The following is a 24042-nucleotide window of genomic DNA, read 5'->3' on the forward strand; positions in this document are numbered from 1 at the left end:
TGGTTCTGGTGGTTCACCCGGTTTTCAGCGGGCCAGTCGTCACTCCGCGCTGGTGATCCTGCTCCGTGCAGGGCCGTGCGAGGCTGGTTCGGTTTTTGACAGCGTACGGGGGTGAGTCGCGATTGCCAGCACGAACCCGAGCATTGGTCACTTCCGTTACCGAATTGGTGGCGGCGGCCCGATCAGACCGTCGCGACGGATGCGCTCTACTGCTCCAGCTCGAGGTGCAGGTCGCGCAGCATCATCTTCATGACCTTGCCCGTGGCCGTGCGGGGCAGCGTCTCGACGAACTGCACGTCGTCGGGAACCTTGAAGCTCGCGATCAGGTAGCGCGTGTGCGTCAGCAGGTCGACGGCCGTGGCGGCGTGGTCGGGCCGGAGCACCACGTAGGCCTTGGGACGCTCGCCCCACTTCTCATGCGGGATGCCTACCACGGCCACGTCGAGCACGGTCGGGTGCGAGAGCATCGCATTCTCCACCTCGATCGAGGAGATGTTCTCACCGCCGGAGATGATGATGTCCTTGGCCCGGTCCCGCAGCTCGAGGTAGCCGTCGGGGTGCATCACGCCCAGGTCACCGGTGTGGAACCAGCCGCCCCGGAACGCCTCGGCGGTCGCCTGCGGATCCCGGTAGTAGCCGAGCATGACGTTGTTGCCGCGCAGCACGATCTCCCCGATCGTGACCCCGTCCTTCGGCACGTCGACCATGAACTCGTCGACCACCCGGGCGCTCTCGGCCTGCAGCATCCCGACGCCCTGGCGCGAGATCCTTCGGGCACGCTCATCGGCGGGCAGGTCGTCCCACTCCGGCTGGTATTCGCAGATCGTGTACGGCCCGTAGACCTCGGTCAGCCCGTACACGTGCACGACATTCACCCTCAGCCGCTCCAGCTGCTCGATCACACTGGGCGCGGGCGGCGCCCCGGCCGTGGTGATGCTGAGCGGCCGGTCCAGCTCGTGCGCCTGGGGGGGCGTTCGCGATCAGGCTGCACACCGTGGGGGCGCCGCAGAGATTGGTGATGCCGAGCGTGTCGATGGCGCCCCACACGCTGTCGGCGCGCACGGCGCGCAGGCACACGTGGGTCGCCCCGGCCGCGGTGACCGCCCAGGGCGTGCACCAGCCGTTGCAGTGGAACATCGGCAGGGTCCACAGGTACACGGATGCGCTCGTGAACGAATTGTGGAAGACCTCGCCGAACGAGTTGAGGTAGGCACCGCGGTGCGAGTACACAACCCCCTTGGGCTTGCCGGTCGTGCCGGACGTGTAGTTGATGGTGAGCGGCGCCCGCTCGTCGTCGACGTCCCAGCGCAGCGGCCGGGCATCCGTCAGGGCGGCGGCGTCGCCGTCGGCCAGGAAGGACTCGAGGGTCTGCTGGCCGAAGTCCAGCCCGCTCGCGGCGAGGCCGAATTCGGCGTCGGCCATCTCGATCACGCCGCGAAGGAACTTCGAGGACGGCCGGGCGTCGCCGACCGTGGCGGCCAGCTCGGCGTCGACGAACAAGAGTGACGCCTCGGAGTGTTTGAGCACGTACTCGATCTCGGGCCGGGCCAGCCGGGAGTTGAGGGCCACCAGGATTCCGCCGGCCAGGGGCACGGCGAAGTGCGCGATCAGCATCTCCGGCACGTTCGGGGCCAGGAACACGACCCGGTCACCCGGTGCGATGCGGGCACGGATGCCCCGCGCCATCCGTTCGGCCGCCGCCTTGAACTCGGTGTAGCTGTAGCGGCGGCTGCCGTAGAGGATGGCGTCCTTGTTCGGGTAGACCTCCGCCGACCGCTGCAGGAATCGCAGCGGGGTGAGCGGGGAATCGTTGGCCAGCCCGGCTGCGGGCTCGAGCGTCGTCATCTGTTCAAACATGGGGACTCCCTTGTCCGTCGTTTGGTGCGCGTGTCGTGCGAGAGATTCGTGCCGGCAGAGCGAAATCGGCAGAGCAAATCGCCGAGCGAAGTGCGGTGAAGCGCGGTGAAGCGCGGTGAATCAGCGGAAGGCGCTGATCCCGGTGAGGTCGCGCCCGATCAGGAGGGACTGCACGCTTTCGGTGCCCTCATAGGTGTGAATGGACTCGATGTCGGCCAGGTGCCGGATGACGTGGTTCTCCAGCAGGATGCCGTTGCCGCCGAGCATGTCGCGGGCGATGGCCGCGATCTCCCGCGCGGCGCGGGTGTTGTGGTACTTCGCCAGCGACGCCTGGATCGGCCGCAGCGTGCCGGCGGCGTCGAGTTCGGCGAGGCGCAGGCAGTGCAGCTGCATCGACGTGAGCTGGGACAGCATGATGGTCAGGCGCTCCTGCACCAGTTGGAAGCCGGCGAGCGGCTTGCCGAACTGGATGCGCTGGGTCGAGTAGTTCAGGGCCGCCTCGAAGACGGCGGTCGCGTGGCCGAGAGCGGACCACGCCACCCCCAGCCGTGTCGCGAACAGCACCGCGGAGGCATCCTTGAACGTGCGGGAACCGGGCAGGACGGCGTCGAGCGGCACCCGCACGTCGTCGAACCAGATCCGGGCCTGATGGATGGCGCGCAGCGATCCCTTTCCGGTGATCGCCTCCGCGCGATAGCCGGGGGTGTCCTGCTCGACCAGGAAACCGCGCACGTTACCGTCGTCGTCCCTGGCCCAGACGACGGTCACGTCGCCGACCGAGCCGTTGCCGATCCACTTCTTCTCTCCGTTGATGACCCACTCGTCGCCGTCGCGGTGCGCCGTGGTCTCCAGGCCCACCGAGTCGGAGCCGTGGTCCGGCTCGGTCAGGGCGAAGGCCCCGAGTTTCTCGGCTCGGGCGAGCGGCACCAGCCACTGTTCCTTCTGCGCATCGCTGCCGAACAGGGCGATGCTGCGCAAGGCCAGTCCGCCCTGGACCGCGACCACCGTGCCCATCGAGCCGTCGCCGCGGGAGATCTCCATGTTGACGAGGCCGGCGGCGAGCGGCGACATCTCGGTCAGGCCCGGGCCCTCGACCCCGTCGGTGAGCAGGTCGAGTTCGCCGAGCCGGCGGGCTAGGTGGATCGGGTATTCGGCCTTGTCCCAGGCCTCGGTCAGTTCGTCCAGCGTCTCCGTGGCGAACGTGCGGGCGCGGTCCCAGAAGGCCCGGTCGGCGGCGGGCACGTCGGCGAACACACCGTAGTAGTCGGTGTCGAGGGGCATGGAGACGTCGTAGTCGGGCACGGTTTCCCTTTCGTGGAGGACAGGCGAGGGGTTCAGCGGGTGGCCACGGTGGCCACCCCGGCCGGGTGGAAGAGGACGCCGTGCGCGGACATCGAGGCCCCCGACCGGTCGAGCAGCGGGGTCAGCCCGCCGGTGTGGTGCGGGTAGTTGGCCCCGAGGATCATGCAGGCGTCGATGTCCGCGGCCGTCTGCACGGTGCCCTCGGCGAGCATCCGCCCGGCTTCGTCGGCGAGGCCGTGCAGCAGGTGCCGGCGCACGTCCGCCTGGCTGCCGGGCACGACCGGACGTGCGTCGACGGGCGGCAGGATCTCCGCGACGGCCGCGGCGGCCGCCGGCGTGAGCACGCCGTCGGGGCCGACGTAGCTGGGCAGCGAGAGCTGCACGATCCGGCGCAGGCTCGGGCTGACCGTGAACCGGTCGGCGAAGCCCTGCTCCATGGTGTCGAGAATGTGCAGCTGCACGGCCGGGCCGATGTGACGGATGAGGGCGAGCGGCGTCATCGGGAAGCCGTCGCCGACGAGGGCGGTGTCCACGAGTTGCGCGTCCGCACCGGCATCGATCAGGGCGAGCGCGTCGCTGAACCAGCGGGTGATCAGGCGGTTGACGACGAACCCGGACGAGTCGGCCACGAGCACGGCCGTCTTGCCCAAGCGGCCGGCGAGGGTGAAGGCCGCCTCGACGGTCTCCTGGCTGGTGTCGGGCGCCCGCACGATCTCCACCAGGGGCAGCACGGCGACCGGGTTGAAGAAGTGGAACCCGACCAGGCGTTCCGGGTGGAGCAGGTGTGCGCCCTGGTCGGCGATCGAGAGCGAGGAGGTGTTGGTGAGCAGTAAAGCGCCCGGTTTCACGACCGCCTCGATCGAGGCCCAGACGTCCCGTTTGACGGTCAGGTCTTCGAAGACCGCCTCGATCACGATGTCGCAGCCGGACAGGTCGGCCACGTCGGTCGTGCCGCTGATCAGGGCGGAGACGCGGGCGCTCTGCGCATCCGTCATCGTGCCCCGGGCGACGGCCCGTTCGAGCTGGTCGGCGATGCAGTCGATGGCCTGGCTGACCCGGTCGGGCGTGAGGTCGGTGATCAGCACGGGGACGTCGAGGCGCTCGGCGAAGACGAGCGCGAGCTGGGTGGCCATGCGCCCGCCGCCGACCACGCCGACCGCGGCGGCCGACTCACCGGACCCGCCGTGGCGGCTGCGCTTACGGGCGGCCTGCAGGGCATAGAAGGCGTAGATGCTGGCCCGGCACTCGTCGCTGTAGAGCAGCGTGCCGAACGCGGCGATGGTCTCGGCCGCGACCGGGTCGCCGCCGCCGGCGAGCCGCTGCTCCGTGCGGGTGGAGGGTCCGGCGTGGGCTGTACCGGCGGTGCCGGCGGCGGACCCGCGGGTCTCGGCGGCCGTTCGGGTGCCGGCCTGCCAGGTGGTCAGAAGGGTGAGTGCGGCGTCGACGGCCGGGATGGCCCCGGGGATCCGCCTGGCCACGGCGGCGCGCACGTCGGCCGGGTCCCACGAGGCGGGGCGCGATCCGGGCCGTGCCACGGATGCCGCGGCGGTCGCGGCCGCCGTCGGGGCGGGGGTCTCCGTTCCGGCCAGCACCTCCGCCGCCCAGGCGAGGGAATCCGTGACGAAGTCCTCGTCGCCCAGGACCACATCGACCAGGCCTCGCCGCAGGGCCTCTCCGGCGGCGAGGTGTCGCCCGGACAGCGACCGGGTGACCGCGATGTCGGCGGCATCCGCGACCCCGATCAGCTCGCTCAGCGAGGAGAGGCCGCCCCAGCCGGGCACCAGCCCCAGCCGCACCTCGGGCAGGCCGATGCTACGGGCGGAGCGGGCCACGGTGCGGTAGTCGGCGCGGAGTGCGAGTTCGAGGGCGCCGCCCAGGGCCGTGCCGTTGATGAAGGCGAAGGTCGGCAGGCCGAGCCGGCTGATCCGGTCCAGCACCGAGTAGCCCTCGCGGGCGATGCGTTCGCCGTCTGACCGGGAGGTGGCGAACCGGAACGGGCCGAGATCGGCGCCGGCCCCGAAGATGGCCCCCTCGCCGGTGAAGGCGACGGCGTCCACCTGGCCGGCGTCGAGCGAGTCCACCGCGTCGCGCAGGGCCGTGAGCGCGTCCCAGGTCCAGGAGAGGAGTGCGCCGGGAGGAGGGCTGAAGGCCACCAGGGCGAATCGGCGGCCACCGACGGTTCGGTTGCTGACGTCGACTTGTGTGCTCAGCCCATTGTGCACGGTGCCCCCTTGCGCCGGTCATGAAATGCGTAAGTACAAGTTGTACCTGAGACTCAGTCTCAGGTCAAGTGATACTCAGTCTCACGCCGAGGGCGCTACGGAGGCGGAACGGAGCTGCGCCTCGATGGCGCGGGCCACCGCGCCCGGCGGTGTGGCCGCCGGGAAAACGGCGACGATCACGGCATCCGTCTGCGTTTTGCCACGGCCGTTCGCGACCCCATCCGGGTGGAACAGACGACTGACTTCCGCCAGCTCGGCATCCAGCGCGTCGGTCCCGACCTGCTCGGCGCCGCGGATCAGCCGGCGCAGAACGTAGTTGTGCGTGGCCGTCACTGCGGCCGCGAATCGAATCGTCGTCAGGGCCGGAACATCGGGGACTGCGGCGCGGAGATAGCTGGCGAAAATGCGTTCGTACCGGATCGCCATGATGGTTTCCCGGTCTCGCAGCACGGGGGTCTGCCGCACCACCTGGTCCCGGATGCGCACGATCTCCAGGCGTTCGCGGAACCGCTTGAAGACCATGGTGGCGGCCTCGGTGACGGCACGCCAGGGATCGTCGTGCGGGGCCGTGAAGTAGGCGCCGATCAGCGCGATCAGTTCATCGTGGTCGGCGAAGATCACATCGTCTTTCGAGCGGAACTGCCGGAAGAAGGTGCTGCGGGAGACCCCCGCCGCCTCGGCGATGTCCACGGTGCTCGTCGCCTCATAGCCCTGCTCGAGGAACAGGCGCACGGCGATATCGGCGACAGCCACCCGGGAGAGCGGTCGGTGCTGCCGGGACGCGTCGGCAGGAGGGGAGGATCCCTCGGGAAGTACGGACATAGTCTGGCGAAATTAGCACGGAACTCCCGGGTTCCGCGGAGCCTAGACCGGGCGGCGCCTTCCGGGCATTCTGGGACGGACGACGGGAGCAGCATGTCCATATCTGATCGAGGCGTCCACCCTCCGGCCCACCGCGCGCCGGTCGAGGGCCGTCGCATGGTTCGTTACGCGTGGATCTGCGTGGCGGTGCTGCCGGTCTCCTTCGTCGCGGCCATGATCCTCGGCGACGCCCTGCTCAGCCTCCAGGGCTACGACAGCGGCACGGAATCGCCGATCCCGATCGGAGTCCTGCTGCTGGCCGGTATTCCCGCCGTGCTGGTCCTGATCGCGCCGACCGTCCCGGCGATGTGGTTCGGCTTCCGGGCGCGGCGCCTGGGCGCGTCCTCCGGCCTCATCCCGGCCGTGATCGGGGCGACGGTGCTGGCCTTCGGCGTTCTCACGAACACACTTCCCCTCCTGTTCAGCAGGTGAGCCGCCGGCTGGAGCGCACTCCCCGGAAACCCACTCTGGTCTCGGGCGCGAATCCGGGGTAACGTTTCGGGCAGCCTGTCATGCACCCTCGTCGCCATTCACGGACCCGGAGGGGTTGGACAGGACATCCGGTGCGCTGACTCTCACGTTTCTTCTCGCCTGAGAGCGCTCCCCCCCAGCACTGTGACGCAGTCCAAAAGAAGAAGGTCGGCATGGAGTTCAGTCCCCCCTGCGTGAAGAAGGCATGCCACGGGCGGATGCGCACGCGCGCTCCAGCCGGCGAGACGCTGGCGGATGAGGAAATCTGGTTCCAGTGCGAGGAATGCGGCACCGAGAAGCACTCCACGAACCTCGGCGCCCACGACGCCCGCTAGAAGCCCGCAGCCCCGTCTGCACCGACCATGTCCCCGACCACGTCTCCGGCGTGAACGAATTCGACGGAGATTTTGCCCGAAACGGCCTCAAACGCTCAGGAACACAGGTTTTAAGCGAGAATCTCCGTCGAATTGGTTAGGGGCTACGGGGCGGTCGGTTGCGAAGCGGGTGGCGCGGCCGCCTGCGCGGCGAGCCGGGCACGCACGACGTCCATATCGAGGGTCTTCAGCGCCTGCACCAGCGTCTCGAGCTGGGTCGGGTTCAGCGCTCCCGCCTGGGAGAAGACCGGCATCTGCTCCTTGAACGCCATCAGGGTCGGGATCGACGAGATCGAGTATGTGCGGGCGAGCTGCTGCTGGGCCTCGGTGTCGACCTTGCCGAAGGCAACATCCGGATGCTGCTCCGAGCCGGCCTCGAAGGTCGGCGCGAAGGACCGGCACGGTCCGCACCAGGCCGCCCAGAAGTCCACCAGGACGATGTCGTTGTCGGCCACGGTCTGGTTGAACGTGGCGTCGGTCAGAGTGAGTGTGGCCATTCGGCTTCCTTCTTTCTCGTGAGGTGAAACGGGTCAGTCGCGCCGGTCAGCGCACCTGTTCGCCGGCCTGGCGCCAGGCGCCCATGCCGCCGCGCACCGAATACGACACATACCCCTTCTCGGCCAGCAGCCGGGCGGCGGAGGCGGAGCGCGCGCCGGACCGGCAGATCGCCACGACGGGGCGGTGTTTGGGGATGCCGGCCGTGCTGGTCTGCAGTCGGTCCAGCGGCACGTGCTTGGCCTGCGGCGAATGTCCGCTGCGCCATTCGTCCTGGCTGCGCACATCGACCAGGGTCGCCCCCGAGGCCATCAGCTGTTTGGCTTCTGCCACCCCGATGGTCTTGTAGGGCTTGGTGAAGATGGCCTTGAGTGAGTCGAGCATTCCCATGGAACGGGTCCTTTCGGTGATGAAGAAACGGGTGCGGGTGCAGGTGCGGAGCTCAGCCGGTGACCAGGGCGTAGACGCTGGCCACGCTCACCCCGGCGGCGACGACCAGCACGACGCCGGCGAAGGTGGCTTTGACCTTGCGTTCGGAGAGCCGGGTGGCGAATCGGGCGGCGACCAGCGAGCCCGCGATGGCGGCTCCCGCGAAGGTCAGCACGAGGGGCCAGTCCAGCGCCAGCGTGCTGGCGTACGCGGCCAGTCCCGCGGCCGAGTTGATCACGATGATCACGAGGGACGTGCCCACGGCGACTCCGATGCCCAGGCCGAGCACGAGGGTCAGCGCCGGCACGATGATGAAACCGCCGCCGATGCCGAGCAGGCCGGTCAGGAACCCCACCAGCGCCCCCACCAGCAGGGCCCGGGGCACGTGGGTGCGCAGGTTGCGGCGCTCGGGGCTCACAACGGCCGCCTGGCCCCGCTTCGGGATCATCCGGATGCCGGCGATCACCATCAGGGCGGCGAACACGAGCATGAGCAGGTTCGGGTCGAGCATCCGGTTGACGGCCGCACCCAGCCAGGCGGCCGGGATGCCGGCGAGCGCGACGATCGTCGCCGTGCTCCAGTCGACGCCCTGACGGATGCGCGGCAGCACCCCGACCAGCGCGGCCAGGCCCACGACGATCAGCGAGGAGGGGATGGCCTCGGCGGGGCTGAGCCCCAGCGCGTAGACGAGGGCGGGGACGGCGATGATCGAGCCGCCGGCCCCGACGAGCCCGAGCAGGCCGCCGACCAGCAGTCCGAGCGGCAGGGCGAGGAGAAGTACCCCCATGATCAGGCGTGCGCCGGCACGCGCAGTGCGGCCCAGGCGTTCGGGGCCACGCTGGAGCGTCGGCCGCCGCGCGAGAGACACCCGATGTAGTACTGCTTCACGATCATGGGTATCCTCCGGAGTCAGCCGACCGCAACGGATGCGGTGGATCGCCCCAGTCTCGCACATACCCCTGGGGGTATGCAAGAAGCCCGGTGGCGTAGCGTGTATCCCGCTGCTGGCCGCCGATCTCAGGCCAGTCTCCCCCACCCGGAAATGAGCCCCCACCATGGCAGACGGATCGCCCGCCGCACCATCGGCCGCCACCGGGCAGGAGTCCGCGGGCCGTCAGCGCCGAGCCGGACGACCGCACGAAAACGTTTTGTCCCGGAAGCTCATCACCGAGGCGGCGCTGACCGTGATCGGAGTCGAGGGTTACGGCGCCTTCACGATGTCGAGCCTGGCCCGGCGCCTGAGCGTAGCCCCGTCGGCCCTCTACAACCACGTCACCTCCAAGCAGGAGGTACTGCGATGGTTACAGGACCACGTGATGACCCAAGTGGACGTCAGCGGGTTCACCGCGGAGCCGTGGGACGCCGCGGTGCGCCGCTGGGCCTGGTCCTACCGTGACGTCTTCGCCGGCCACGTTCCCCTGATTCCCATCGTCGCCGTGCTGCCCGTCGCCGGCGCCCCCGAGACCCTGAAGATGTACGAGAAAGTCGCCGTCGGCCTGGCCGCAGCCGGGGTACCGGCAGCCCTGATCGTGCCGGGCATCGTTGCCCTGGAGTCGTTCATCTTCGGCTCCGCCCTGGACGCCACGGCCCCCGCCGACATCTTCGACACCGCGGACCTGTCCGGCACCAGCCCGACCTTCACCGCCGCGGTCGCCGCCCAGGACCGGGACACCGGCGAGCCGGCCGACGTCGCGTTCCGGTTCGGCCTGGACGCCCTCCTGGCCCAACTGGACTCGACCCGGCAAAAGGCCTCGGCCGACTGATCCGCCTCGGCAACGATCTGCAGGCAGTTTTCTTCATTCGCTTGCAATCTCGCAGGTCCACACCCAAACTAAACGAACTCAATTCATTTTGAGTCACAAACCCCCTCCCCACGACGCCTCGTCAGAGCTGACGCGCGCGCCCTGCTTCCCGAAAGAGTCATCATGACCGAAGTTTCCACCAGGGCCGCACCGGCTCCGGGCACCCCCGCTCACGCGCACAGCGCTCAGATCCACGACGCGGCGGGCACCCGCCACGGCATCACGGGCAAGGGACTCAAGGGCGGGCAGCTGGGCCTGCTGGCCGTCGTCGTGATGGGCGTCTCCTCGGTCGCCCCCGCCTACAGCCTGACCAGCTCGCTCGGTGCGACCGTGAGCGAGGTCGGATTCCAGGTTCCGGCGATCTTCATCGTCGCCTTCATCCCGATGATCCTGGTGGCACTGGCCTACCGTGAGCTCAACGCCGACTCCCCGGACAGCGGAACGTCGTTCACCTGGACCACCAAGGCGTTCGGACCGTTCGTCGGCTGGATGGGCGGTTGGGGCATGCTCGCCGCCAACATCATCGTGCTCTCCAGCCTGGCCGGCGTCGCCGTCAGCTTCTTCTACGTCTTCCTCGGCGAGGTCTCCGGCAATCCCGCCCTCGCCGACCTCGCCGACAACACCGCGGTGAACATCATCACCTGCCTGGCCTTCGTCGCCCTCGCCGTCTGGGTCAGCTACCGCGGCCTGCACGCCACGAAGCTCGTGCAGTACGGCCTGGTCGGGTTCCAGCTGGTCGTGCTCGGCATCTTCACCGTCTCGGCCCTGATCGGCGCCGGCGCCGCCGCCTCGACCACGGCCATCCCCTTCAGCTGGGAGTGGTTCGATCCCACCCAGGTGCAGAGCTTCAGCCAGTTCGCCGCCGGAATCTCGCTGGCGATCTTCGTCTACTGGGGCTGGGATGTCTGCCTCACCATGAACGAGGAGACCAAGGGCGGCCAGAAGACGGCCGGCAAGGCGGGAACCCTGACCGCGCTCGTCGTGCTCGGGCTCTACCTCGCTCTGATCGTGGCGACCATGATGGTGTCCGGCATCGGTGTCGACGGCATCGGGCTCAGCAACCCGGACAACCAGGGCAACATCTTCGCGGCCATCGCGTCGCCGATCATGGGGCCGCTCGCCGTTCTGATGTCCCTGGCCGTGCTGGCCAGCTCCGCCTCCTCGCTGCAGTCCACGATGACATCGCCGGCACGGACACTGCTGGCGATGGCCCACTACAACGCGCTCCCGCCGAAGTTCGCCAGCATCAGCAAGCGGTTCGGCTCCCCCGGCTACGCCACGATCGCCGCCGGCGCCATCGCGGGCGGGTTCTACGCGGTCATGACGATCATCAGCGTCAACGTTCTCAACGACACCATCATGTCCCTGGGCCTGATGATCTGCTTCTACTACGCGCTCACCTCCTTCGCCTGCGTCTGGTACTTCCGGCAGAGCCTGTTCAGCAGCATCCGAAATTTCTTCATGCGCCTGCTCGTCCCGGGACTCGGGGGCCTGATGCTCAGCATCGTCTTCGTTCAGACCGCGGTGAGCAGCTGGAGCCCCGACTTCGGAAGCGGTTCCGAGGTCTTCGGGATCGGGCTGGTCTTCGTGATCGGCGTCGGACTGCTGCTCCTGGGCGTCGCCGTGATGGGCCTGACCTACTGGCGCCAGCCGAGCTTCTTCCGCGGTGAGACCCTGCGCCAGGACACTCCCGCACTGGTCGTGCCCGAGTAGGGGCCGGCCGGCCTCACGGCGGGGGTGGAGCGCGCTCTGGCGTAGCGTGGGTGCAGCAATGACCGCACCCCGCTCCGCTCCCCCGGCATCCGGGCTGCCCCGCGCCTGGACGGGGCACTCCCGCGGCAGCCGCGACTACCGCCGGCTCCTGGCCGGCCTGTTCTTCGCCGGCATCGCGACCTTCGCCCAGCTCTATTCGCCCCAGGCGACGCTGCCCCAGATCGCAGCGGACCTGCACGTCGGCGCGGCGACCGCCGCCCTCGTGGTCTCCGCCTCCACGGTGGGCCTGGCGATCGGCGTCATCCCGTGGTCGGCGGTCGCCGACCACATCGGTCGCGTGCGGGCGATGACCGTCGCCGTCACGGCGGCCACCGTGTTCGGGCTCGTGGTGCCGTTCGCGCCCACCTTCCCGCTGCTCCTGACCGGGCGACTGCTGGAGGGCCTGATGATCGGGGGCGTTCCCGCCATCGCCATCGCCTATCTCAGCGAAGAGATCACGCCCGGCCACGCCGCGCGCGCGGCCGGCACCTATGTCGCAGGCACCACCATCGGCGGTCTGCTCGGCCGGCTCGTGGCTGGACCCGTCGCCGAGCTGTCGAACTGGCGCATCGGGGTCTTCTCCGTGGCAGTCCTCTGCGCGGTCGCGGCTGCACTGTTCGTGGCCCTCGCCCCGAAACCGCGGGGCTTCGTTCCGCGACGGGCGCGTGCGCGAAACCCCGCGGAGAGCCTCCATCGCCTGCTCGCCGTCAACCTCCGCTCACCGCGGCAGCTGGCCTTGTACGCCCAGGGGTTCCTCCTGATGGGCGGCTTCGTCGCCCTCTACAACTACCTCGGCTTCCGGCTCGCAGCACCGCCGTTCAACCTGCCGCAGACCCTGATCAGCCTCGTCTTCATCGCCTATCTCGCCGGCACGTGGTCCTCGGCCCAGGCCGGCATCCTCGCATCCCGGTTCGGTCGCCGCGCCGTTCTCCTCGTCTCGATCGCGGTCATGGTCACCGGGGTGCTCCTGACCCTGACGACCGCGGTCCTGCCGGTGCTGATCGGCCTGGTCGTGGCCACCGCGGGGTTCTTCGCCGCGCACGCGATCGCCTCCGGCTGGACCGGAAGCGATGCCACCACCGGGCGCGCGCAGGCCTCGTCGCTCTACAACTTCTCGTACTACGCCGGCTCGAGCCTGTTCGGCTGGCTGGGCGGGGTTTTCTTCGTCAGCTTCGGCTGGCTGGGCACCGCGGGCATGGTGGCCGGCCTCGCCGCCCTGGCCGGAGCCCTCACGCTGGCTCTGCTCCCCCGCGGTCGCGCCGGAATTGCACTGGCCGAGCGGGTGTCGTAACTTCTGAATCGTCACTGCTCGTGCGGTGCCGGAACGAACAGGGAGTGCACCATGACCAATGTCGAGTTGCTCGTCTACGCCGACCGTCTGGGTGGCACCATCCACGATCTGCGGGCACTGCTCGACGGGCCGCTGCGGGCCTTCGGGAGCGTGCACGTGCTGCCGTTCTATGTTCCCTTCGACGGAGCGGATGCCGGCTTCGACCCGATCGACCATGCCGCGGTGGACCCGCGCCTGGGCACCTGGGACGACATGCGCAGCCTGGCCGGCACGCGCGGTCTGACAGCGGACCTGATCGTCAACCACGTCTCCTCCTCCTCGGTCGAATTCGTCGATTGGCTCGCCCGCGGCACCGCCTCCGCCTACGAGGGCATGTTCCTCACCTTCGACACCGTCTTCCCGCACGGGGGCACCGAGAAGGACATCACCGCGTTCTACCGGCCGCGGCCCGGCCTCCCTTTCTCGGCCTACCAGGGCGCCGACGGCAGTCGCCACCTGGTCTGGACGACCTTCATGCCCACCCAGGTCGACCTGGACGTGCACCACCCCGCGGCCCTCGCCTACCTGGCCCGGGTGCTGAAGACGCTGGCCGGCGGCGGGGTCACGACCGTGCGCCTGGATGCCGTCGGGTACGCCGTCAAGACGCCGGGCACCGACAGTTTCATGACGGAGCAGACCCTCGCGTTCGCCCGCACGGTCGTGGAGATGGCGCACGAGGAGAAGCTGGAGGTGCTGGTCGAGGTGCACGCGCATTACAGCCAGCAGCTCGCGATCGCCCCGATCGTGGACCGCGTCTACGACTTCGCGCTCGCGCCGCTGCTCCTGCACTCGCTGGGCACCGGAACGGTGGACCGGCTCGCCCGCTGGTTCGAGATCCGGCCGGAGAACGCGATCACCGTGCTCGACACCCACGACGGCATCGGCATCATCGACGCGGGTCCGATCGGAACGAAGCCCGGCCTGCTGACCCACGACGACATGGTGGACATCTTCGCGCGGGCGCACACGGCCACGGCCGGCCACTCCACGATCGCATCCGTGGTGCCCGAGTGGTTCACCCTGCCGCACCAGATCAACGCGACGTTCTTCAGCGTGCTCGGCGGCGAGGACCTGCCCTACTTCCTGGCCCGCGCCGTGCAGCATTTCCTGCCCGGTCGCCCGCAGGTCTACTACGTCGGCCTCCTCGGCGGGCTCGACGACTCCGCACTGTTCGCCCGCACCGGCAACGGGCGGGACGTGAACCGCCACGTCTACACGGCCGGGGAGATCGAGCAGGCCCTGACGACCGACATCACCCGGGCGCAGCTCGGCCTCGCCCGGCTGCGGTCGACCCACCCCGCGTTCGACGGTGACTTCTCCTGGGGCGTCACCGGCGACGACGCCCTCGAGCTCCGCTGGTCGCACGACGACGCCACCGCGCGACTCGCCGTGACCACCACGGTGGGCGCGCCGACCGTGAGCATCGTCCTGACGGATGCCGGGCACACGCAGGTGCTCGACACCCTGGCGGCCGTCGCCGACTGGACCCTCGTGATTCGCTGATCGCGGCGCGCCCGGGGCCCGAGTCCGGGCGTTCGCGCTTGACTGAGCTGTGCGCACCCGAACCCGCTGTTACCGCGACGGAATCCTCGTCGACGAGGATTTCCCCCTCGTCGACGTGTCCGAGCATCTCGCCCTGCCCGCCAGCGTCGTCTGGGTCGACCTGTCCGACCCCGACGAAAGCGACCTGGCCCTCCTGGCCGACGAGCTCGGTCTGCACGAACTGGCGGTCGAGGACGCCCTCAACCTGCGGCAGCGGCCCAAGCTCGACCGTTACCCGGACCACCTGTTCCTGTCCGCATATTCCATCAGCCTGGAGAAGTCCACGGCCCGGGTCAGCACGAACGAGATCGCCGCGTTCATCACCGACCAGGCGCTGGTGACCGTGCACAAGAACGGCCGATTCGACCTGGACGCGGTGGTGAACCGCTGGGATTCCACCCCGGACCTGGCCACGAATGGGGTCTCCTACCTCCTTCACGGCCTGCTGGACTACCTCGTCGACGGGTATTTCGAGGCGGTCGAGGCGCTGGACGACGAGATCGAGGATCTCGAAGACCTTCTGTTCCTTCCCAACAGCGACCAGGAACAGGTTCAGCGGCGCTCCTTCGAACTGCGCAAGAGCCTGGTGACGCTGCGGCGGATCATCCTCCCGATGCGCGAGGTTGTGAACACGCTGCTGCGCCGCGACCTGCACCTGCTCCAGGACGAGATGGGTCCCTATTTCCAGGACGTGTACGACCACGTGCTGCGGGCCATGGAGTGGACCGAGAGCCTGCGGGACCTGGCCACCAGCATCCTCGAGGCCAATCTCGCCATTCAGGGCAACCGGCTCAACGTGATCACCAAGAAGGTCACCGGGTACGCGGCTATCATCGCCGTGCCCACCGCCATCACCGGGTTCTACGGCCAGAACGTTCCCTACCCCGGATTCGCCCAGCCGCTCGGGTATTACACCTCCGGCGCACTGATCCTCGGCCTCTCGGGGCTGCTCTACCTGCTGTTCAAACGCAACGACTGGATCTGATCGGCTGGCGGCACCCCCGGCGTCACGGCACCCAGTAGCCGGTCTTGCCGAGCAGCCGGGTTTCGAGATCGGCCTGCGGCGACACGTCGATTTCCGGCCCGAACACGCCCATGGTGCGCCAGGCATCCGCCTGGGGAACGATCTGCTCCCAGAGGTTCTCGACCAGAGGTGCCGGCAGGGAGTAGTCGAGCCCGATCAAGCGCGCGATCGACCACGCCTGGAACGCACGGTAGATGCTCACGTGCTGCAGGTACTCGGCAAGCGTGAAATCGCCGTAACTGAGATGAACGATCGCGTCGGGATCGAGTTCACGGTTGACGGCGCCGGTGGCGAGGTCGTTCAGTCGGTCGTAGGCCGCGATCGGATCCTGTCCGAGGAGGTCGCCGTCGTACGTGTCGCCGACCTCGTCGATCGTGCGTCCGGAGAGAACGTCGGGCACCCAGGCCTCGTCACGAGCGTGCTCGGCGACGATGTCGCCCAGGGTCGGATCCGGCCTGCGTGTCCAGTCGGACGGAGCCGGCATCGTGAGCTGCGTTGGAATGAGCCGGTCGAGCACGGAGCGCAACGCGGCATCCGCCTGGAGAAACATCTCTTTCTGCTTCATCCCCGCACGCTAGCACGGAGCGTGAAGAGTGGTCGGAGGCCGCGGTTCGCCCCTGTCGTTTCGCGGCCCCCGGTCGTGCGGCGCCCCGGTTACCCGAGCGCCAGTCTGGAGGTGAAGGCTCAGTGCTTGAAAGCGTCCTTGACGTTTTCGCCGGCCTTCTTCACGCTGGCCTTGGACTGCTCGGCCTTGCCTTCGGCGATCTTGGAGTCGTCATTCGTGGCCCGGCCGACGGCCTCGGTGGCCTTGCCCTTGAGGTCTTCGGCGGCGTTCTCGATCTTGTCGGATGCGCTCATGGCGTGTTCCCTTTCGGTTGATGTCTCGTGGGTGGCAGCCAGGCGCGGGTGCGCCAGACGAACATGCTCGCAGCCGTCGGTTCCCCGGCGTCCACATCATCATCGCCATCGTCATCGGCCGGCCCGATGAGCAACGCATCGAACGTGGGCAGGACGGCACCGGCAGGTTTGGTGTCATCGGCGGCGAGTGAGTGGAACATCGGGCATCCTTCGGGTCTGCGATTGAGGCTGTCAGTGATAAGACGTGGGTTGTGCCATATTTGTCACACGTATTTGTCAAAAGTTTTTTGAACACGGCGGTGAAGGAGGCGGAGGGACGATGACAACGACCCCGACTCGGGCGCCGCTCGCGTCTCCCCTCGAGTCCTTCCCCGACCAGACCCTGGCCGATCGCGCCGCGGACGGGGACATGCGGGCCTTCGAGGTGCTCGTGCGCCGCTACGGCCCGCTGATGCGGGTGTATGCCAGCCGGGTCCTGGGGTCGAACGACGAGATGGACGACGTCGTGCAGGAGGCCTTCATCACGGCCTGGCAGCAGCTTCCCACCCTCGAGAACGGCGCCGCCGTCAAGAGCTGGCTGATGCGGATCGTCAGTCGCAAGAGCATCGACCGGGTGCGCGCACGGCGTCGGCACGTGGACATCGACCTCACGGATGCCGCGGCTCCGGAACACGAATCCCCGCATAGACTCGTGGAAGCGGAGTCACAGACGGAAGAACTCACACGTGTTCTCGCTACACTGCCCGAAGACCAGCGACGCTGCTGGATGCTCCGGGAACTGGCAGAGTGCAGCTACGGCGAGATCGCCGAACAGCTGGAACTGCCCGTCTCGACGATTCGCGGATTATTGGCCCGAGCACGCAAAACACTGCTTCACGAGATGGAGGAATGGCGATGACCTCATCGAATGATCCCTCCGCAACATCCGTCGCTGATGACGACACCGCTCGCGAACTCGCGCAGTACGACGGTCACACCTTTGAACAGCTGAGCGAATATCTCGATCGGGACCGCACGCCCGCCGACCCGAGTATCGACGGCTCCCCGGAGTGCCAGATCGCCCTGAAGGGGATGCAGCGGCTTCGGAAGGCGCACCGCGCCCTTTTGGACGAGGACGTGCGGCGCGAAGTCGAGGGCGGTGACGGCTGGGTGTCGTCGATCCTGGCGCACATCAGCCTCGAGGCACGCGCAGGGCGCGACATCCCGATCGAGCACCCCTCGCCGGCCGCACGCCTGGTCGTGACCGAAGGGGCCGTGCGCGGCATTCTGCGGGCCGCGGGTGACAGCCTCCCGAACATCATCGTGGGCCGGTGCGGTCTGGACGGCGACGTGACCGTGCCGGGTACACCCATCACCGTGCGTGTCGATGCCTCGATCCGAGAGGGTGAGAATATCCCGGCCACAGCAGACGCCCTGCGGCAGGCGGTCTACGCCGCCCTGCGCCAGCACACCGACCTCACCGTTGCCGCGGTCGACATCACGATCCGCGACCTCTACGCCGGAGTCGCAGCAGCCGCCGCCCCGCGAACGGAATCGAGCACCGATGAGTGACGTCCTCCCCTCCGAGGAGCAACTCGACGACCTGATCCGGGCCGTCCCCGGCGTGGACGAGCTGTACTCGTCCGCCCCACTCGTGGCCGCCGTGATCGCCACGGCGGTTGACGCGGTGACCGGCCGATCACCCTCGGCTGGTTCCGTAGAGATCGCTCAGGGAAAGTCGGGTCTGAGCGTTTCGGTCAAGATCGGCATCGTCGAGTCATTCGCCGCCACCGACGTGTGCCGCCGCGTACACGACGCCATCGCGGAGCAGCTCGACCGGTCCGGCACCGGGCCGGTGGACGCGATCACGGTCACGGTGGCCCGAATCGGCTGACGGTCTCAGTCGACCTCATTCGCCCAGGCTGCCCCGTCGAACCGGATGAGCAGGCAGCTCTCGGACTCCAGCCACTGAGCGGGCGTGCCGAGCGCGGCGTTCAGCTGCTCCAGTCGCCGGGCGATCGGCCGCGCCTCCGCGCCGGCGAGCCGGGCCTGGAAACCGACGATCCGGGTCGGATACAGCCGCAGTGCGCGCGGTACCGCGCCGCTCGTCTCGAGCACGAAAACGAAGGTCTGATCGTTGCGTTCCACGGGGTCGACCGCGTAGTCGTCCACGAAATCGCCCGCGCTGTAGATGATCGGCCGACTGCGGTAGACCTCGACCGCCCGCACGATGTGCGGCGAATGCCCGTAGACGACTCCGGCGCCGGCATCGATCATCGCGTGCGCGAACACCCGGTGCTCGGCCGGGACCGAGCGACCCCAGTTGCCGCCCCAGTGGGCGGAGACGATCAGGAGGTCCACCCGGCCGCTGATCTGCCGCACGAGCCGGAGGAGGTCGTCGACGCGGGCATCCGGCAGGTCGACCGGAACGTAGTGCACACCCGGATGCCCCGGGCCGGCTACCCACCCCGGTTCGTTGTCCGTCACCGCGATGAACCCCACCGTGGCCTCGTCGTTTCGCCAGTAGGCCGGCCGCCGGGCCTCGTCCTCGTCGCGACCGGCGCCGGCACGCCCGATCCGATACCGGTCGAGCGTCCCGAGCATGTCTTCGAGCGCGCCCGTGCCGTAGTCGAGCACATGGTTGTTGGCCAGGGAGACGATGTCGATGCCCGCGGCCGTCAGGCATCCGGCGTTCCGGGTAGCGGAGCGGAAGTGGAACACCTTCCCCGGCCACGGCGTGCCGTCATCCGAGAGCACGCACTCCAGGTTGCCGATCCGCAGGTCGGCGTCGGCCAGGACCGGCAGGGTGTCGCCCCACGGGAAGGCCGGGTCGGCCGACTCGGCCAGATGCTCGTTGACGAGCCGACCGAGCATCACGTCTCCGAGGAAAGCGATTCTCATTCCGGCAGTGTAGGTCGCCCGGGGAACCCTCGCGCCCTTCCCCGCGACCTTCGGGGCGACACCGGCTCCGGTCACCCCGCCGCGTAGCCTTGACCCATGCCCCTGAAACCAGCGTTGAACAAAGACACCCGCCTCTGCATCTCCCTCGCTGCCCGGCCGAGCAACCTCGGCACGCGCTTCCACAACTACCTCTACGCGGAGTTGGGCCTCGACTTCATCTACAAGGCGTTCACGACCACGGACATCGCCACGGCCATCGGCGGGGTGCGGGCGCTGGGCATCCGTGGGTGCTCCGTGTCGATGCCGTTCAAAGAGGACGTCATCGCGCTGGTCGACGAGATGGACGCGTCCGCGACCGCCATCCGGTCGATCAACACGATCGTGAACGACGAGGGCTGCCTGCGGGCCTCGAACACCGACTACATCGCCGCGGCCGAGCTGATTCGCGCGCGCGGTATCGACCCCGCCACGCCGTTCCTGCTCCGCGGCAGTGGCGGGATGGCCAAGGCGGTCGCGGCGGCGTTCCGCGATTCCGGCTTCGAGCAGGGCACCCTGATCGCCCGGAACGAGAGCAAGGGGCGCGCCCTCGCCGACGAGCTCGGATTTCGGTGGGTGGCCGAGCCGACCGGGCTGACCGCCCCGCTGATCGTCAACGTGACCCCGATCGGGATGGCCGGAGGGGCGGAGTCGAATGACTCGGCCTACTCGGACGCGGCCATCGCCGCCGCGACCACGGTGTTCGACGTCGTCGCCCTGCCGGCCGAGACTCCGCTGATCCGCGCCGCCCGGGCGGCCGGGAAGGTCGTCATCACGGGCGCAGAGCTCATCGCGCTGCAAGCTGCGGAGCAGTTCGAGCGATACACCGGGGTTCGTCCGACCCCGGAGCAGATCGTCGCGGCCTCCGAATTCTCACGGAGCCGATAGCCCGCGGCGGGGAGCGAGTGCTAGACAGTGGATAGGGCCGCATTCGGGCGGCCAGTTGTTCGATGAGGAGCATTCCATGAGTATCGAATTCATCCCGAACCGCTTCCAGGGCCAGACCGCGATCGTGACCGGGGCCGGGTCCGGAATCGGGCGCGCCACGGCCATCCGTTTCGCCCGCGAGGGCGCCAGGGTCATCGCCACCGACGTGGTGGCGGACCGCCTGGACCAGTTGACCGCGGACTTCCCCGACCTCGACATCACGACCCTCGTCGGTGATGTGAGCCTGGAGGACACGGCTCAGGCCCTGGTCACGGCCGCGGGCGGCACGGTGGACGTGCTCGCGAACGTGGCCGGCATCATGGATGCGTTCCTCCCGCTGGCCGAGATCGACGACGCCACCTGGGAGCGCGTGTTCGCGGTGAACCTCACCTCGGTCATGCGGCTCACCCGCGCGGTGCTGCCGGGCATGATCGAGGCCGAACACGGCGCGATCGTGAACGTGTCCTCGGAGGCCAGCCTGCGGGCATCCGCGTCGGGGGTCGCCTACGCCGCCTCCAAGCACGCCCTCAACGGGCTGACCAAGAGCGTCGCGGTGGTCTACGGGCCGAAGGGCATCCGGGCGAACGCCGTCGCCCCGGGCGCCGTGAAGACCAACATCGAGGCGCCGTTCAAGTCCGCCTGGGCGCAGGAGCGCCTCGGGCCGCTGATGGCGATCATCCCCACCTTCGCCAAGGCGGAGGAGCTTGCGGCCTCGATCACCTGGCTCGCGAGCAGCGACGCCAGCAACGTCAACGGCGTGATCCTGCCCGTCGACGGCGGCTGGGCCGCCATCTAGCCGAGCGTTCCCGCGCCGGCCCCTGACCGGCCTCGACGAACCAATTCGACGGAGATTCGGCTCTAAAAAACCGGATTCGGGCTGTTCGGGCTGGGTTCGGGCAAAATCTCCGTCGAATTGGTGAGGGGCCGCCGCCCGGCCGCCGCCCCGGGCGCCGTCAGAGGCCGCCCGGCCAGCGGATCGAAGGTCGCGCTCGGGCGCCCCAGCAGGTAGCCCTGGGCCAGCACGCATCCGCTGGCCCGCAGAATCTCGAGCTGGTCGCGGGTCTCCACGCCCTCGGCGACCACCTCGACGCCGAGCTTCAACGCGAGCGCGAGGATTCCCTGCACGAGCGGCACGGAGGCGGCGTCAGGCAGATTCATGATGAAGCTGCGGTCGATCTTGATTTGGTCGACCGGCAGGGTGTTGAGCCAGGCGAGGGTCGAGAAACCCGTTCCGAAGTCGTCGAGTGAAATATGGATGCCCAGACGGCGCAACTCCACTAGCCGTTCGACGATGCCGGGGAGGTCGATGAGAGCGCTGCTCTCCACAACCTCCAGAATGAGCCGCTCCGGGGCGAGGGCATGTCGGTTGAGTGCGGCTCGAACCGTCGGAACCAGTCTCCGGTCGAGCAGCGTGGCCGCGTCGAGGTTGACTGCGACGCCGTATGGCCGCACTGCCGGCCGCGGCCAGTCGGCGACCGCAGCACAGGCGGCTCCGACCACCCACAGGTCCAGTTCGGGCAGCAGGCCCATCTCCTGAGCCAGAGGCAGGAACGCAGCCGGAGCCAGAAGACCCAGCCGGGGGTGCTCCCAGCGGATGAGGGCCTCCGCGCCGACCACGCGCTCCTCCCCCGCACGGGAGATGTCGACGACCGGCTGGAAGTGCAGCCTCATCTGGTTCTCGTCCAGGGCACACGCCAGCTCCAGCGGCAGTGATGGGCCGGTGGCCCCCGGCTCCTCCTGGCGGCCCGCAACGGCGATCTGGTTGCGTCCGGTTCTTTTGGCCGTGTACATGGCGCCGTCGGCTTCGTCGAGCAGGTGCTCGCCGTGGCCTCCCGGTCCCGTGTGGACGGCCACGCCCACACTGGCGGAGATACGCAGGTCCTGGCCGGCCAGGTGGAAGGGATGGTTCAGGCAATCGACTGTCCGGCGGGCCAGCTCGATGGCCGCCGCCTCGCCCTCCAGCTCGGTGACCAGCACCGCGAACTCGTCACCGCCGAGCCGTCCGATCACGTCGCCGCCGCGCACCTCCGCGCGCAATCGCGCCGCGACCTGCCGCAGCAATTCGTCGCCGACCTGGTGGCCCAGGCGGTCGTTGACGCGTTTGAAGTTGTCGAGGTCGCAGAACAGAACGGCCGAGGTGGACCCGTCCCGGCATTCCGACAGTGCGGTGTCGAGTCGGGCCGCGAACAGGACCCGGTTGGGCAGGCCGGTCAAGGCGTCATGCTGCGACTGGTAACGAACCGTGGCGAGCAGCCTGGCCTTCTGCATGGCCGTGGCCCCCTGGTGGCTGACACCCTCGATCCGGGCCATGGCATCGACCAGAACCGCTTCCCCGACCGCGCCGCGCCAGCTGACCGTGGCGACGCCCATCAGCACATCCCCGGCGAGGAGCGGCACCGCCACCAGGCTGTGCACACCGACCGAGCGGACCAGGTCGCCCAAGGCGGGGCTGGCCCCGTCCGCGGTGATCAGAACGAGCTCCTGCCGGGTGAGCAGTCCGATCAATTCCGGCGTCTGGTCGACCGAAATCGTCGTCTGCAGGAACTGTTCGCGCTGGGGGGTTCCGAGCCCGGTGGATGCGACCGGGCGAAGCTCACCGAGGTCGGCGTCCCAGAGCAGGACCGCCGCGGAGTCACTGCCGACGATCGTCGGCAGTGACTCCGCGACGACATCCGCGACCCCCTCGACGCTGTCGCTGGTCGCCAGCTCGTGCGCGAGACTGAGCAGCGCGGCCGTGCGCAGCCCTCCGCGACGGGACTCCTCCAGCGCGGTGAACAGGTCGAGGGCGGCCGCGGCGTGTCCGGCGTACGCCTCGAGCAGGGCCCGGTCGCCGACCATCGCGGTGTGTCCCACGGGGAACAGGGCGGCCAGGTGGCCGTGGATCCTGCGATTCGAGGCGATGTCGACGACCAGCGCGCGCTCGCCCAACTGCTCGCCGCGCAGCATCCGTTCGACCAGATCGTCGGCACGGGCCTCAGTGACCCCTCGGTGGCGCACCAGCGGGGCGCCGCCCCCGTCGGGTTCCACGATGAGCAGGTAGCCCGGCGCGAGCACGGCTGAGCCGGCGCGGTCGACGATCCGGGCAAGCATCTCGTCGAGGTCGTCGCTGCTGACGAGGTCCGCGGCGGCCAGCTGCACCTCCCTGACCTTGTCGCGCAGGACGGTGAGAGACGCGTCGACGAACCGGTTCCTGGCACGCCGGGACCACCAGTGTTCCCGCATTGACCAGGTCAGCTCGTATTCGCACTCCGGGTAACCGTCCGACTGGCACCGAGGGTGACTGACCCGAGCGGGTGCGAGACCGAAGATGGCGGGAACGGACGAGAACAGTCCCTGAGCATATTGGCAGTCCAGTCTGGAGGGCCGATAGCCCTCGTGGAGCCGGTAACCCACCGTCGCCGTGGTCTTGGCGACCTTGATGGCATCCATCGTGGACGTGGTGGTGAACTTCGGCACCATTCGCGGCATCTGGCGATAGATGGCGCCCGGCGAGGCGAACACGCTCAGCAACTGCACGAGCACGGGCTGAATGTCGCCGATCACCGACCCGGCGCCCACCGTGAACATCGTGTTCGGATCGTCGAGCACGGCCGTCGCCGCCTCGAACAGGCGGATGCGGGTGTCGTAGCCGACCCACGTGGACGGGTTCTCAAGAAGGGCCGCATCCTGATGCACGCCCGCCCGCGCGAGCACTTCAGCGACGGCTTCCTCCCCGCCGAGCCGGCGCACGTGGCGCAGGAGCAGGCTGATCGTCGTGCTCGCGGTCTCCCGCGATTCGCCATCCATAGTCCTCCACCCCACCAGTTCATTATCGACGGGATTTCGCGCGGGGTCGGCCGCGACGCCACGAAAAATCGCCGTTCACCGCACTCGCGTGGTG

General features: G+C 68.8%; 24 protein-coding genes and 1 pseudogene. 12 read left to right on the forward strand and 13 right to left on the reverse strand.

The features are described 5' to 3' along the window. Window positions 1-206 precede the first annotated feature (206 nt). The 5 genes and pseudogenes from E3T42_RS17680 to E3T42_RS14425 form a co-directional block, all read right to left on the reverse strand. Window positions 207-707: a hypothetical protein gene (locus E3T42_RS17680; protein ID WP_370262561.1), complete on the reverse strand. Its 501-nt coding sequence runs from the start codon at window positions 705-707 to the stop codon at window positions 207-209. Next, window positions 690-1857: pseudogene (locus E3T42_RS14410) on the reverse strand (AMP-binding protein); the annotation flags it as partial. The gene E3T42_RS17680 and the pseudogene E3T42_RS14410, both read right to left, overlap by 18 nt. A gap of 120 nt (window positions 1858-1977) precedes the next feature. Then, entirely contained in the window at window positions 1978-3138 is a 1161-nt protein-coding gene (locus E3T42_RS14415) for an acyl-CoA dehydrogenase family protein (protein ID WP_134366852.1), read from the reverse strand. A 53-nt stretch (window positions 3139-3191) separates the two neighbouring features. Next, entirely contained in the window at window positions 3192-5381 is a 2190-nt protein-coding gene (locus E3T42_RS14420; RefSeq protein ID WP_134366799.1) for a 3-hydroxyacyl-CoA dehydrogenase NAD-binding domain-containing protein, read from the reverse strand. Window positions 5382-5462: 81 nt separating this feature from the next. Beyond that, entirely contained in the window at window positions 5463-6203 is a 741-nt protein-coding gene (locus E3T42_RS14425) for a TetR/AcrR family transcriptional regulator (RefSeq protein WP_134366800.1), read from the reverse strand. A gap of 156 nt (window positions 6204-6359) precedes the next feature. On the opposite strand from E3T42_RS14425, the gene E3T42_RS14430 reads away from it, so the two are divergent. Next, a complete protein-coding gene (locus E3T42_RS14430; RefSeq protein ID WP_134366801.1) occupies window positions 6360-6674 on the forward strand; it encodes a hypothetical protein in 315 nt (104 codons plus the stop codon). A gap of 212 nt (window positions 6675-6886) precedes the next feature. Then, on the forward strand, window positions 6887-7048 hold the full coding sequence (locus E3T42_RS16825; protein WP_160141071.1) for a hypothetical protein: 162 nt from the start codon (window positions 6887-6889) through the stop codon (window positions 7046-7048). A 143-nt stretch (window positions 7049-7191) separates the two neighbouring features. Here the strand turns inward: E3T42_RS16825 and trxA are convergent, their stop codons facing one another. From trxA to E3T42_RS14445, 3 genes are read right to left on the reverse strand one after another with little or no spacing between them, the layout of a single operon-like run. Further along, entirely contained in the window at window positions 7192-7584 is a 393-nt protein-coding gene (gene trxA / locus E3T42_RS14435) for a thioredoxin (protein WP_134366802.1), read from the reverse strand. Window positions 7585-7630: 46 nt separating this feature from the next. Beyond that, on the reverse strand, window positions 7631-7972 hold the full coding sequence (locus E3T42_RS14440; RefSeq protein ID WP_134366803.1) for a rhodanese-like domain-containing protein: 342 nt from the start codon (window positions 7970-7972) through the stop codon (window positions 7631-7633). A 52-nt stretch (window positions 7973-8024) separates the two neighbouring features. Beyond that, on the reverse strand, window positions 8025-8798 hold the full coding sequence (locus E3T42_RS14445; protein WP_134366804.1) for a sulfite exporter TauE/SafE family protein: 774 nt from the start codon (window positions 8796-8798) through the stop codon (window positions 8025-8027). A 268-nt stretch (window positions 8799-9066) separates the two neighbouring features. On the opposite strand from E3T42_RS14445, the gene E3T42_RS14450 reads away from it, so the two are divergent. The 5 genes from E3T42_RS14450 (at window position 9067) to E3T42_RS14470 (ending at window position 15422) form a co-directional block, all read left to right on the forward strand. After that, entirely contained in the window at window positions 9067-9774 is a 708-nt protein-coding gene (locus E3T42_RS14450; protein WP_134366805.1) for a TetR/AcrR family transcriptional regulator, read from the forward strand. A 162-nt stretch (window positions 9775-9936) separates the two neighbouring features. After that, window positions 9937-11526 carry an APC family permease gene (locus E3T42_RS14455; RefSeq protein ID WP_134366806.1) on the forward strand — a complete coding sequence of 530 codons (1590 nt, stop codon included), beginning with the start codon at window positions 9937-9939 and terminating at the stop codon, window positions 11524-11526. A 58-nt stretch (window positions 11527-11584) separates the two neighbouring features. Continuing rightward, window positions 11585-12856, forward strand: coding sequence for an MFS transporter (locus E3T42_RS14460; RefSeq protein WP_134403223.1), 1272 nt, complete (start codon window positions 11585-11587; stop codon window positions 12854-12856). Window positions 12857-12907: 51 nt separating this feature from the next. Next, window positions 12908-14398 (forward strand): alpha-amylase family glycosyl hydrolase, encoded by a 1491-nt coding sequence (locus tag E3T42_RS14465; protein ID WP_134366808.1) that lies wholly within the window; start codon window positions 12908-12910, stop codon window positions 14396-14398. A gap of 49 nt (window positions 14399-14447) precedes the next feature. Then, window positions 14448-15422 carry a magnesium transporter CorA family protein gene (locus tag E3T42_RS14470; protein WP_134366809.1) on the forward strand — a complete coding sequence of 325 codons (975 nt, stop codon included), beginning with the start codon at window positions 14448-14450 and terminating at the stop codon, window positions 15420-15422. Window positions 15423-15444: 22 nt separating this feature from the next. Here the strand turns inward: E3T42_RS14470 and E3T42_RS14475 are convergent, their stop codons facing one another. The 3 genes from E3T42_RS14475 to E3T42_RS14485 all read right to left on the reverse strand — a co-directional run bounded on the left by E3T42_RS14475 (window position 15445) and on the right by E3T42_RS14485 (window position 16519). Further along, window positions 15445-16026, reverse strand: a complete 582-nt coding sequence (locus E3T42_RS14475) for a hypothetical protein (protein WP_134366810.1) — start codon at window positions 16024-16026, stop codon at window positions 15445-15447. 119 nt (window positions 16027-16145) lie between these two features. Then, window positions 16146-16319: a CsbD family protein gene (locus E3T42_RS14480; RefSeq protein WP_134366811.1), complete on the reverse strand. Its 174-nt coding sequence runs from the start codon at window positions 16317-16319 to the stop codon at window positions 16146-16148. After that, on the reverse strand, window positions 16316-16519 hold the full coding sequence (locus E3T42_RS14485; RefSeq protein ID WP_134366812.1) for a hypothetical protein: 204 nt from the start codon (window positions 16517-16519) through the stop codon (window positions 16316-16318). Before E3T42_RS14485 ends, E3T42_RS14480 begins: the two co-directional genes overlap by 4 nt. A 119-nt stretch (window positions 16520-16638) precedes the next feature. Here E3T42_RS14485 and E3T42_RS14490 point away from each other — a divergent pair, with 119 nt between their 5' ends. Genes E3T42_RS14490 through E3T42_RS14500 form a run of 3 tightly spaced genes read left to right on the forward strand, consistent with a single transcriptional unit; the run spans window position 16639 to window position 18192 of the window. Then, a complete protein-coding gene (locus E3T42_RS14490) occupies window positions 16639-17217 on the forward strand; it encodes an RNA polymerase sigma factor (RefSeq protein ID WP_134366813.1) in 579 nt (192 codons plus the stop codon). Further along, window positions 17214-17870: an Asp23/Gls24 family envelope stress response protein gene (locus E3T42_RS14495; protein ID WP_174776168.1), complete on the forward strand. Its 657-nt coding sequence runs from the start codon at window positions 17214-17216 to the stop codon at window positions 17868-17870. Before E3T42_RS14490 ends, E3T42_RS14495 begins: the two co-directional genes overlap by 4 nt. Continuing rightward, a complete protein-coding gene (locus E3T42_RS14500; protein WP_134366814.1) occupies window positions 17863-18192 on the forward strand; it encodes a hypothetical protein in 330 nt (109 codons plus the stop codon). The genes E3T42_RS14495 and E3T42_RS14500 overlap by 8 nt, the downstream gene beginning before the upstream one ends. Before the next feature lie 5 nt (window positions 18193-18197). On the opposite strand, the gene E3T42_RS14505 is transcribed toward E3T42_RS14500, so the two are convergent. Further along, window positions 18198-19199, reverse strand: coding sequence for a CapA family protein (locus E3T42_RS14505; protein ID WP_134403224.1), 1002 nt, complete (start codon window positions 19197-19199; stop codon window positions 18198-18200). 96 nt (window positions 19200-19295) lie between these two features. On the opposite strand from E3T42_RS14505, the gene E3T42_RS14510 reads away from it, so the two are divergent. Continuing rightward, complete coding sequence (locus E3T42_RS14510) at window positions 19296-20123, forward strand: shikimate 5-dehydrogenase (protein WP_134366816.1); 828 nt, start codon at window positions 19296-19298, stop codon at window positions 20121-20123. Window positions 20124-20199: 76 nt separating this feature from the next. Continuing rightward, window positions 20200-20958, forward strand: coding sequence for an SDR family NAD(P)-dependent oxidoreductase (locus E3T42_RS14515; protein ID WP_134366817.1), 759 nt, complete (start codon window positions 20200-20202; stop codon window positions 20956-20958). 62 nt (window positions 20959-21020) lie between these two features. Here E3T42_RS14515 and E3T42_RS14520 read toward each other — a convergent pair whose 3' ends face one another. Then, window positions 21021-23948 (reverse strand): bifunctional diguanylate cyclase/phosphodiesterase, encoded by a 2928-nt coding sequence (locus tag E3T42_RS14520; protein WP_134403225.1) that lies wholly within the window; start codon window positions 23946-23948, stop codon window positions 21021-21023. Window positions 23949-24042 lie beyond the last annotated feature (94 nt).

Origin of the sequence: Cryobacterium sp. TMT4-10 (assembly GCF_004403275.1) — a bacterium.
Taxonomy (GTDB): Bacteria; Actinomycetota; Actinomycetes; order Actinomycetales; family Microbacteriaceae; genus Cryobacterium; species Cryobacterium shii.

What these genes read in the sequence shown, in the direction of transcription:
- E3T42_RS17680 (WP_370262561.1), bottom strand. Translation starts at nt 707, where the DNA reads ATGGTCGACGTGCCGAAGGACGGGGTCACGATCGGGGAGATCGTGCTG.
- E3T42_RS14415 (WP_134366852.1), bottom strand. Translation starts at nt 3,138, where the DNA reads ATGCCCCTCGACACCGACTACTACGGTGTGTTCGCCGACGTGCCCGCC.
- E3T42_RS14425 (WP_134366800.1), bottom strand. Translation starts at nt 6,203, where the DNA reads ATGTCCGTACTTCCCGAGGGATCCTCCCCTCCTGCCGACGCGTCCCGG.
- E3T42_RS14430 (WP_134366801.1), top strand. Translation starts at nt 6,360, where the DNA reads ATGGTTCGTTACGCGTGGATCTGCGTGGCGGTGCTGCCGGTCTCCTTC.
- E3T42_RS16825 (WP_160141071.1), top strand. Translation starts at nt 6,887, where the DNA reads ATGGAGTTCAGTCCCCCCTGCGTGAAGAAGGCATGCCACGGGCGGATG.
- trxA (WP_134366802.1), bottom strand. Translation starts at nt 7,584, where the DNA reads ATGGCCACACTCACTCTGACCGACGCCACGTTCAACCAGACCGTGGCC.
- E3T42_RS14440 (WP_134366803.1), bottom strand. Translation starts at nt 7,972, where the DNA reads ATGGGAATGCTCGACTCACTCAAGGCCATCTTCACCAAGCCCTACAAG.
- E3T42_RS14445 (WP_134366804.1), bottom strand. Translation starts at nt 8,798, where the DNA reads ATGGGGGTACTTCTCCTCGCCCTGCCGCTCGGACTGCTGGTCGGCGGC.
- E3T42_RS14450 (WP_134366805.1), top strand. Translation starts at nt 9,067, where the DNA reads ATGGCAGACGGATCGCCCGCCGCACCATCGGCCGCCACCGGGCAGGAG.
- E3T42_RS14455 (WP_134366806.1), top strand. Translation starts at nt 9,937, where the DNA reads ATGACCGAAGTTTCCACCAGGGCCGCACCGGCTCCGGGCACCCCCGCT.
- E3T42_RS14460 (WP_134403223.1), top strand. Translation starts at nt 11,585, where the DNA reads ATGACCGCACCCCGCTCCGCTCCCCCGGCATCCGGGCTGCCCCGCGCC.
- E3T42_RS14465 (WP_134366808.1), top strand. Translation starts at nt 12,908, where the DNA reads ATGACCAATGTCGAGTTGCTCGTCTACGCCGACCGTCTGGGTGGCACC.
- E3T42_RS14475 (WP_134366810.1), bottom strand. Translation starts at nt 16,026, where the DNA reads ATGAAGCAGAAAGAGATGTTTCTCCAGGCGGATGCCGCGTTGCGCTCC.
- E3T42_RS14480 (WP_134366811.1), bottom strand. Translation starts at nt 16,319, where the DNA reads ATGAGCGCATCCGACAAGATCGAGAACGCCGCCGAAGACCTCAAGGGC.
- E3T42_RS14485 (WP_134366812.1), bottom strand. Translation starts at nt 16,519, where the DNA reads ATGTTCCACTCACTCGCCGCCGATGACACCAAACCTGCCGGTGCCGTC.
- E3T42_RS14490 (WP_134366813.1), top strand. Translation starts at nt 16,639, where the DNA reads ATGACAACGACCCCGACTCGGGCGCCGCTCGCGTCTCCCCTCGAGTCC.
- E3T42_RS14495 (WP_174776168.1), top strand. Translation starts at nt 17,214, where the DNA reads ATGACCTCATCGAATGATCCCTCCGCAACATCCGTCGCTGATGACGAC.
- E3T42_RS14500 (WP_134366814.1), top strand. Translation starts at nt 17,863, where the DNA reads ATGAGTGACGTCCTCCCCTCCGAGGAGCAACTCGACGACCTGATCCGG.
- E3T42_RS14505 (WP_134403224.1), bottom strand. Translation starts at nt 19,199, where the DNA reads ATGAGAATCGCTTTCCTCGGAGACGTGATGCTCGGTCGGCTCGTCAAC.
- E3T42_RS14510 (WP_134366816.1), top strand. Translation starts at nt 19,296, where the DNA reads ATGCCCCTGAAACCAGCGTTGAACAAAGACACCCGCCTCTGCATCTCC.
- E3T42_RS14515 (WP_134366817.1), top strand. Translation starts at nt 20,200, where the DNA reads ATGAGTATCGAATTCATCCCGAACCGCTTCCAGGGCCAGACCGCGATC.
- E3T42_RS14520 (WP_134403225.1), bottom strand. Translation starts at nt 23,948, where the DNA reads ATGGATGGCGAATCGCGGGAGACCGCGAGCACGACGATCAGCCTGCTC.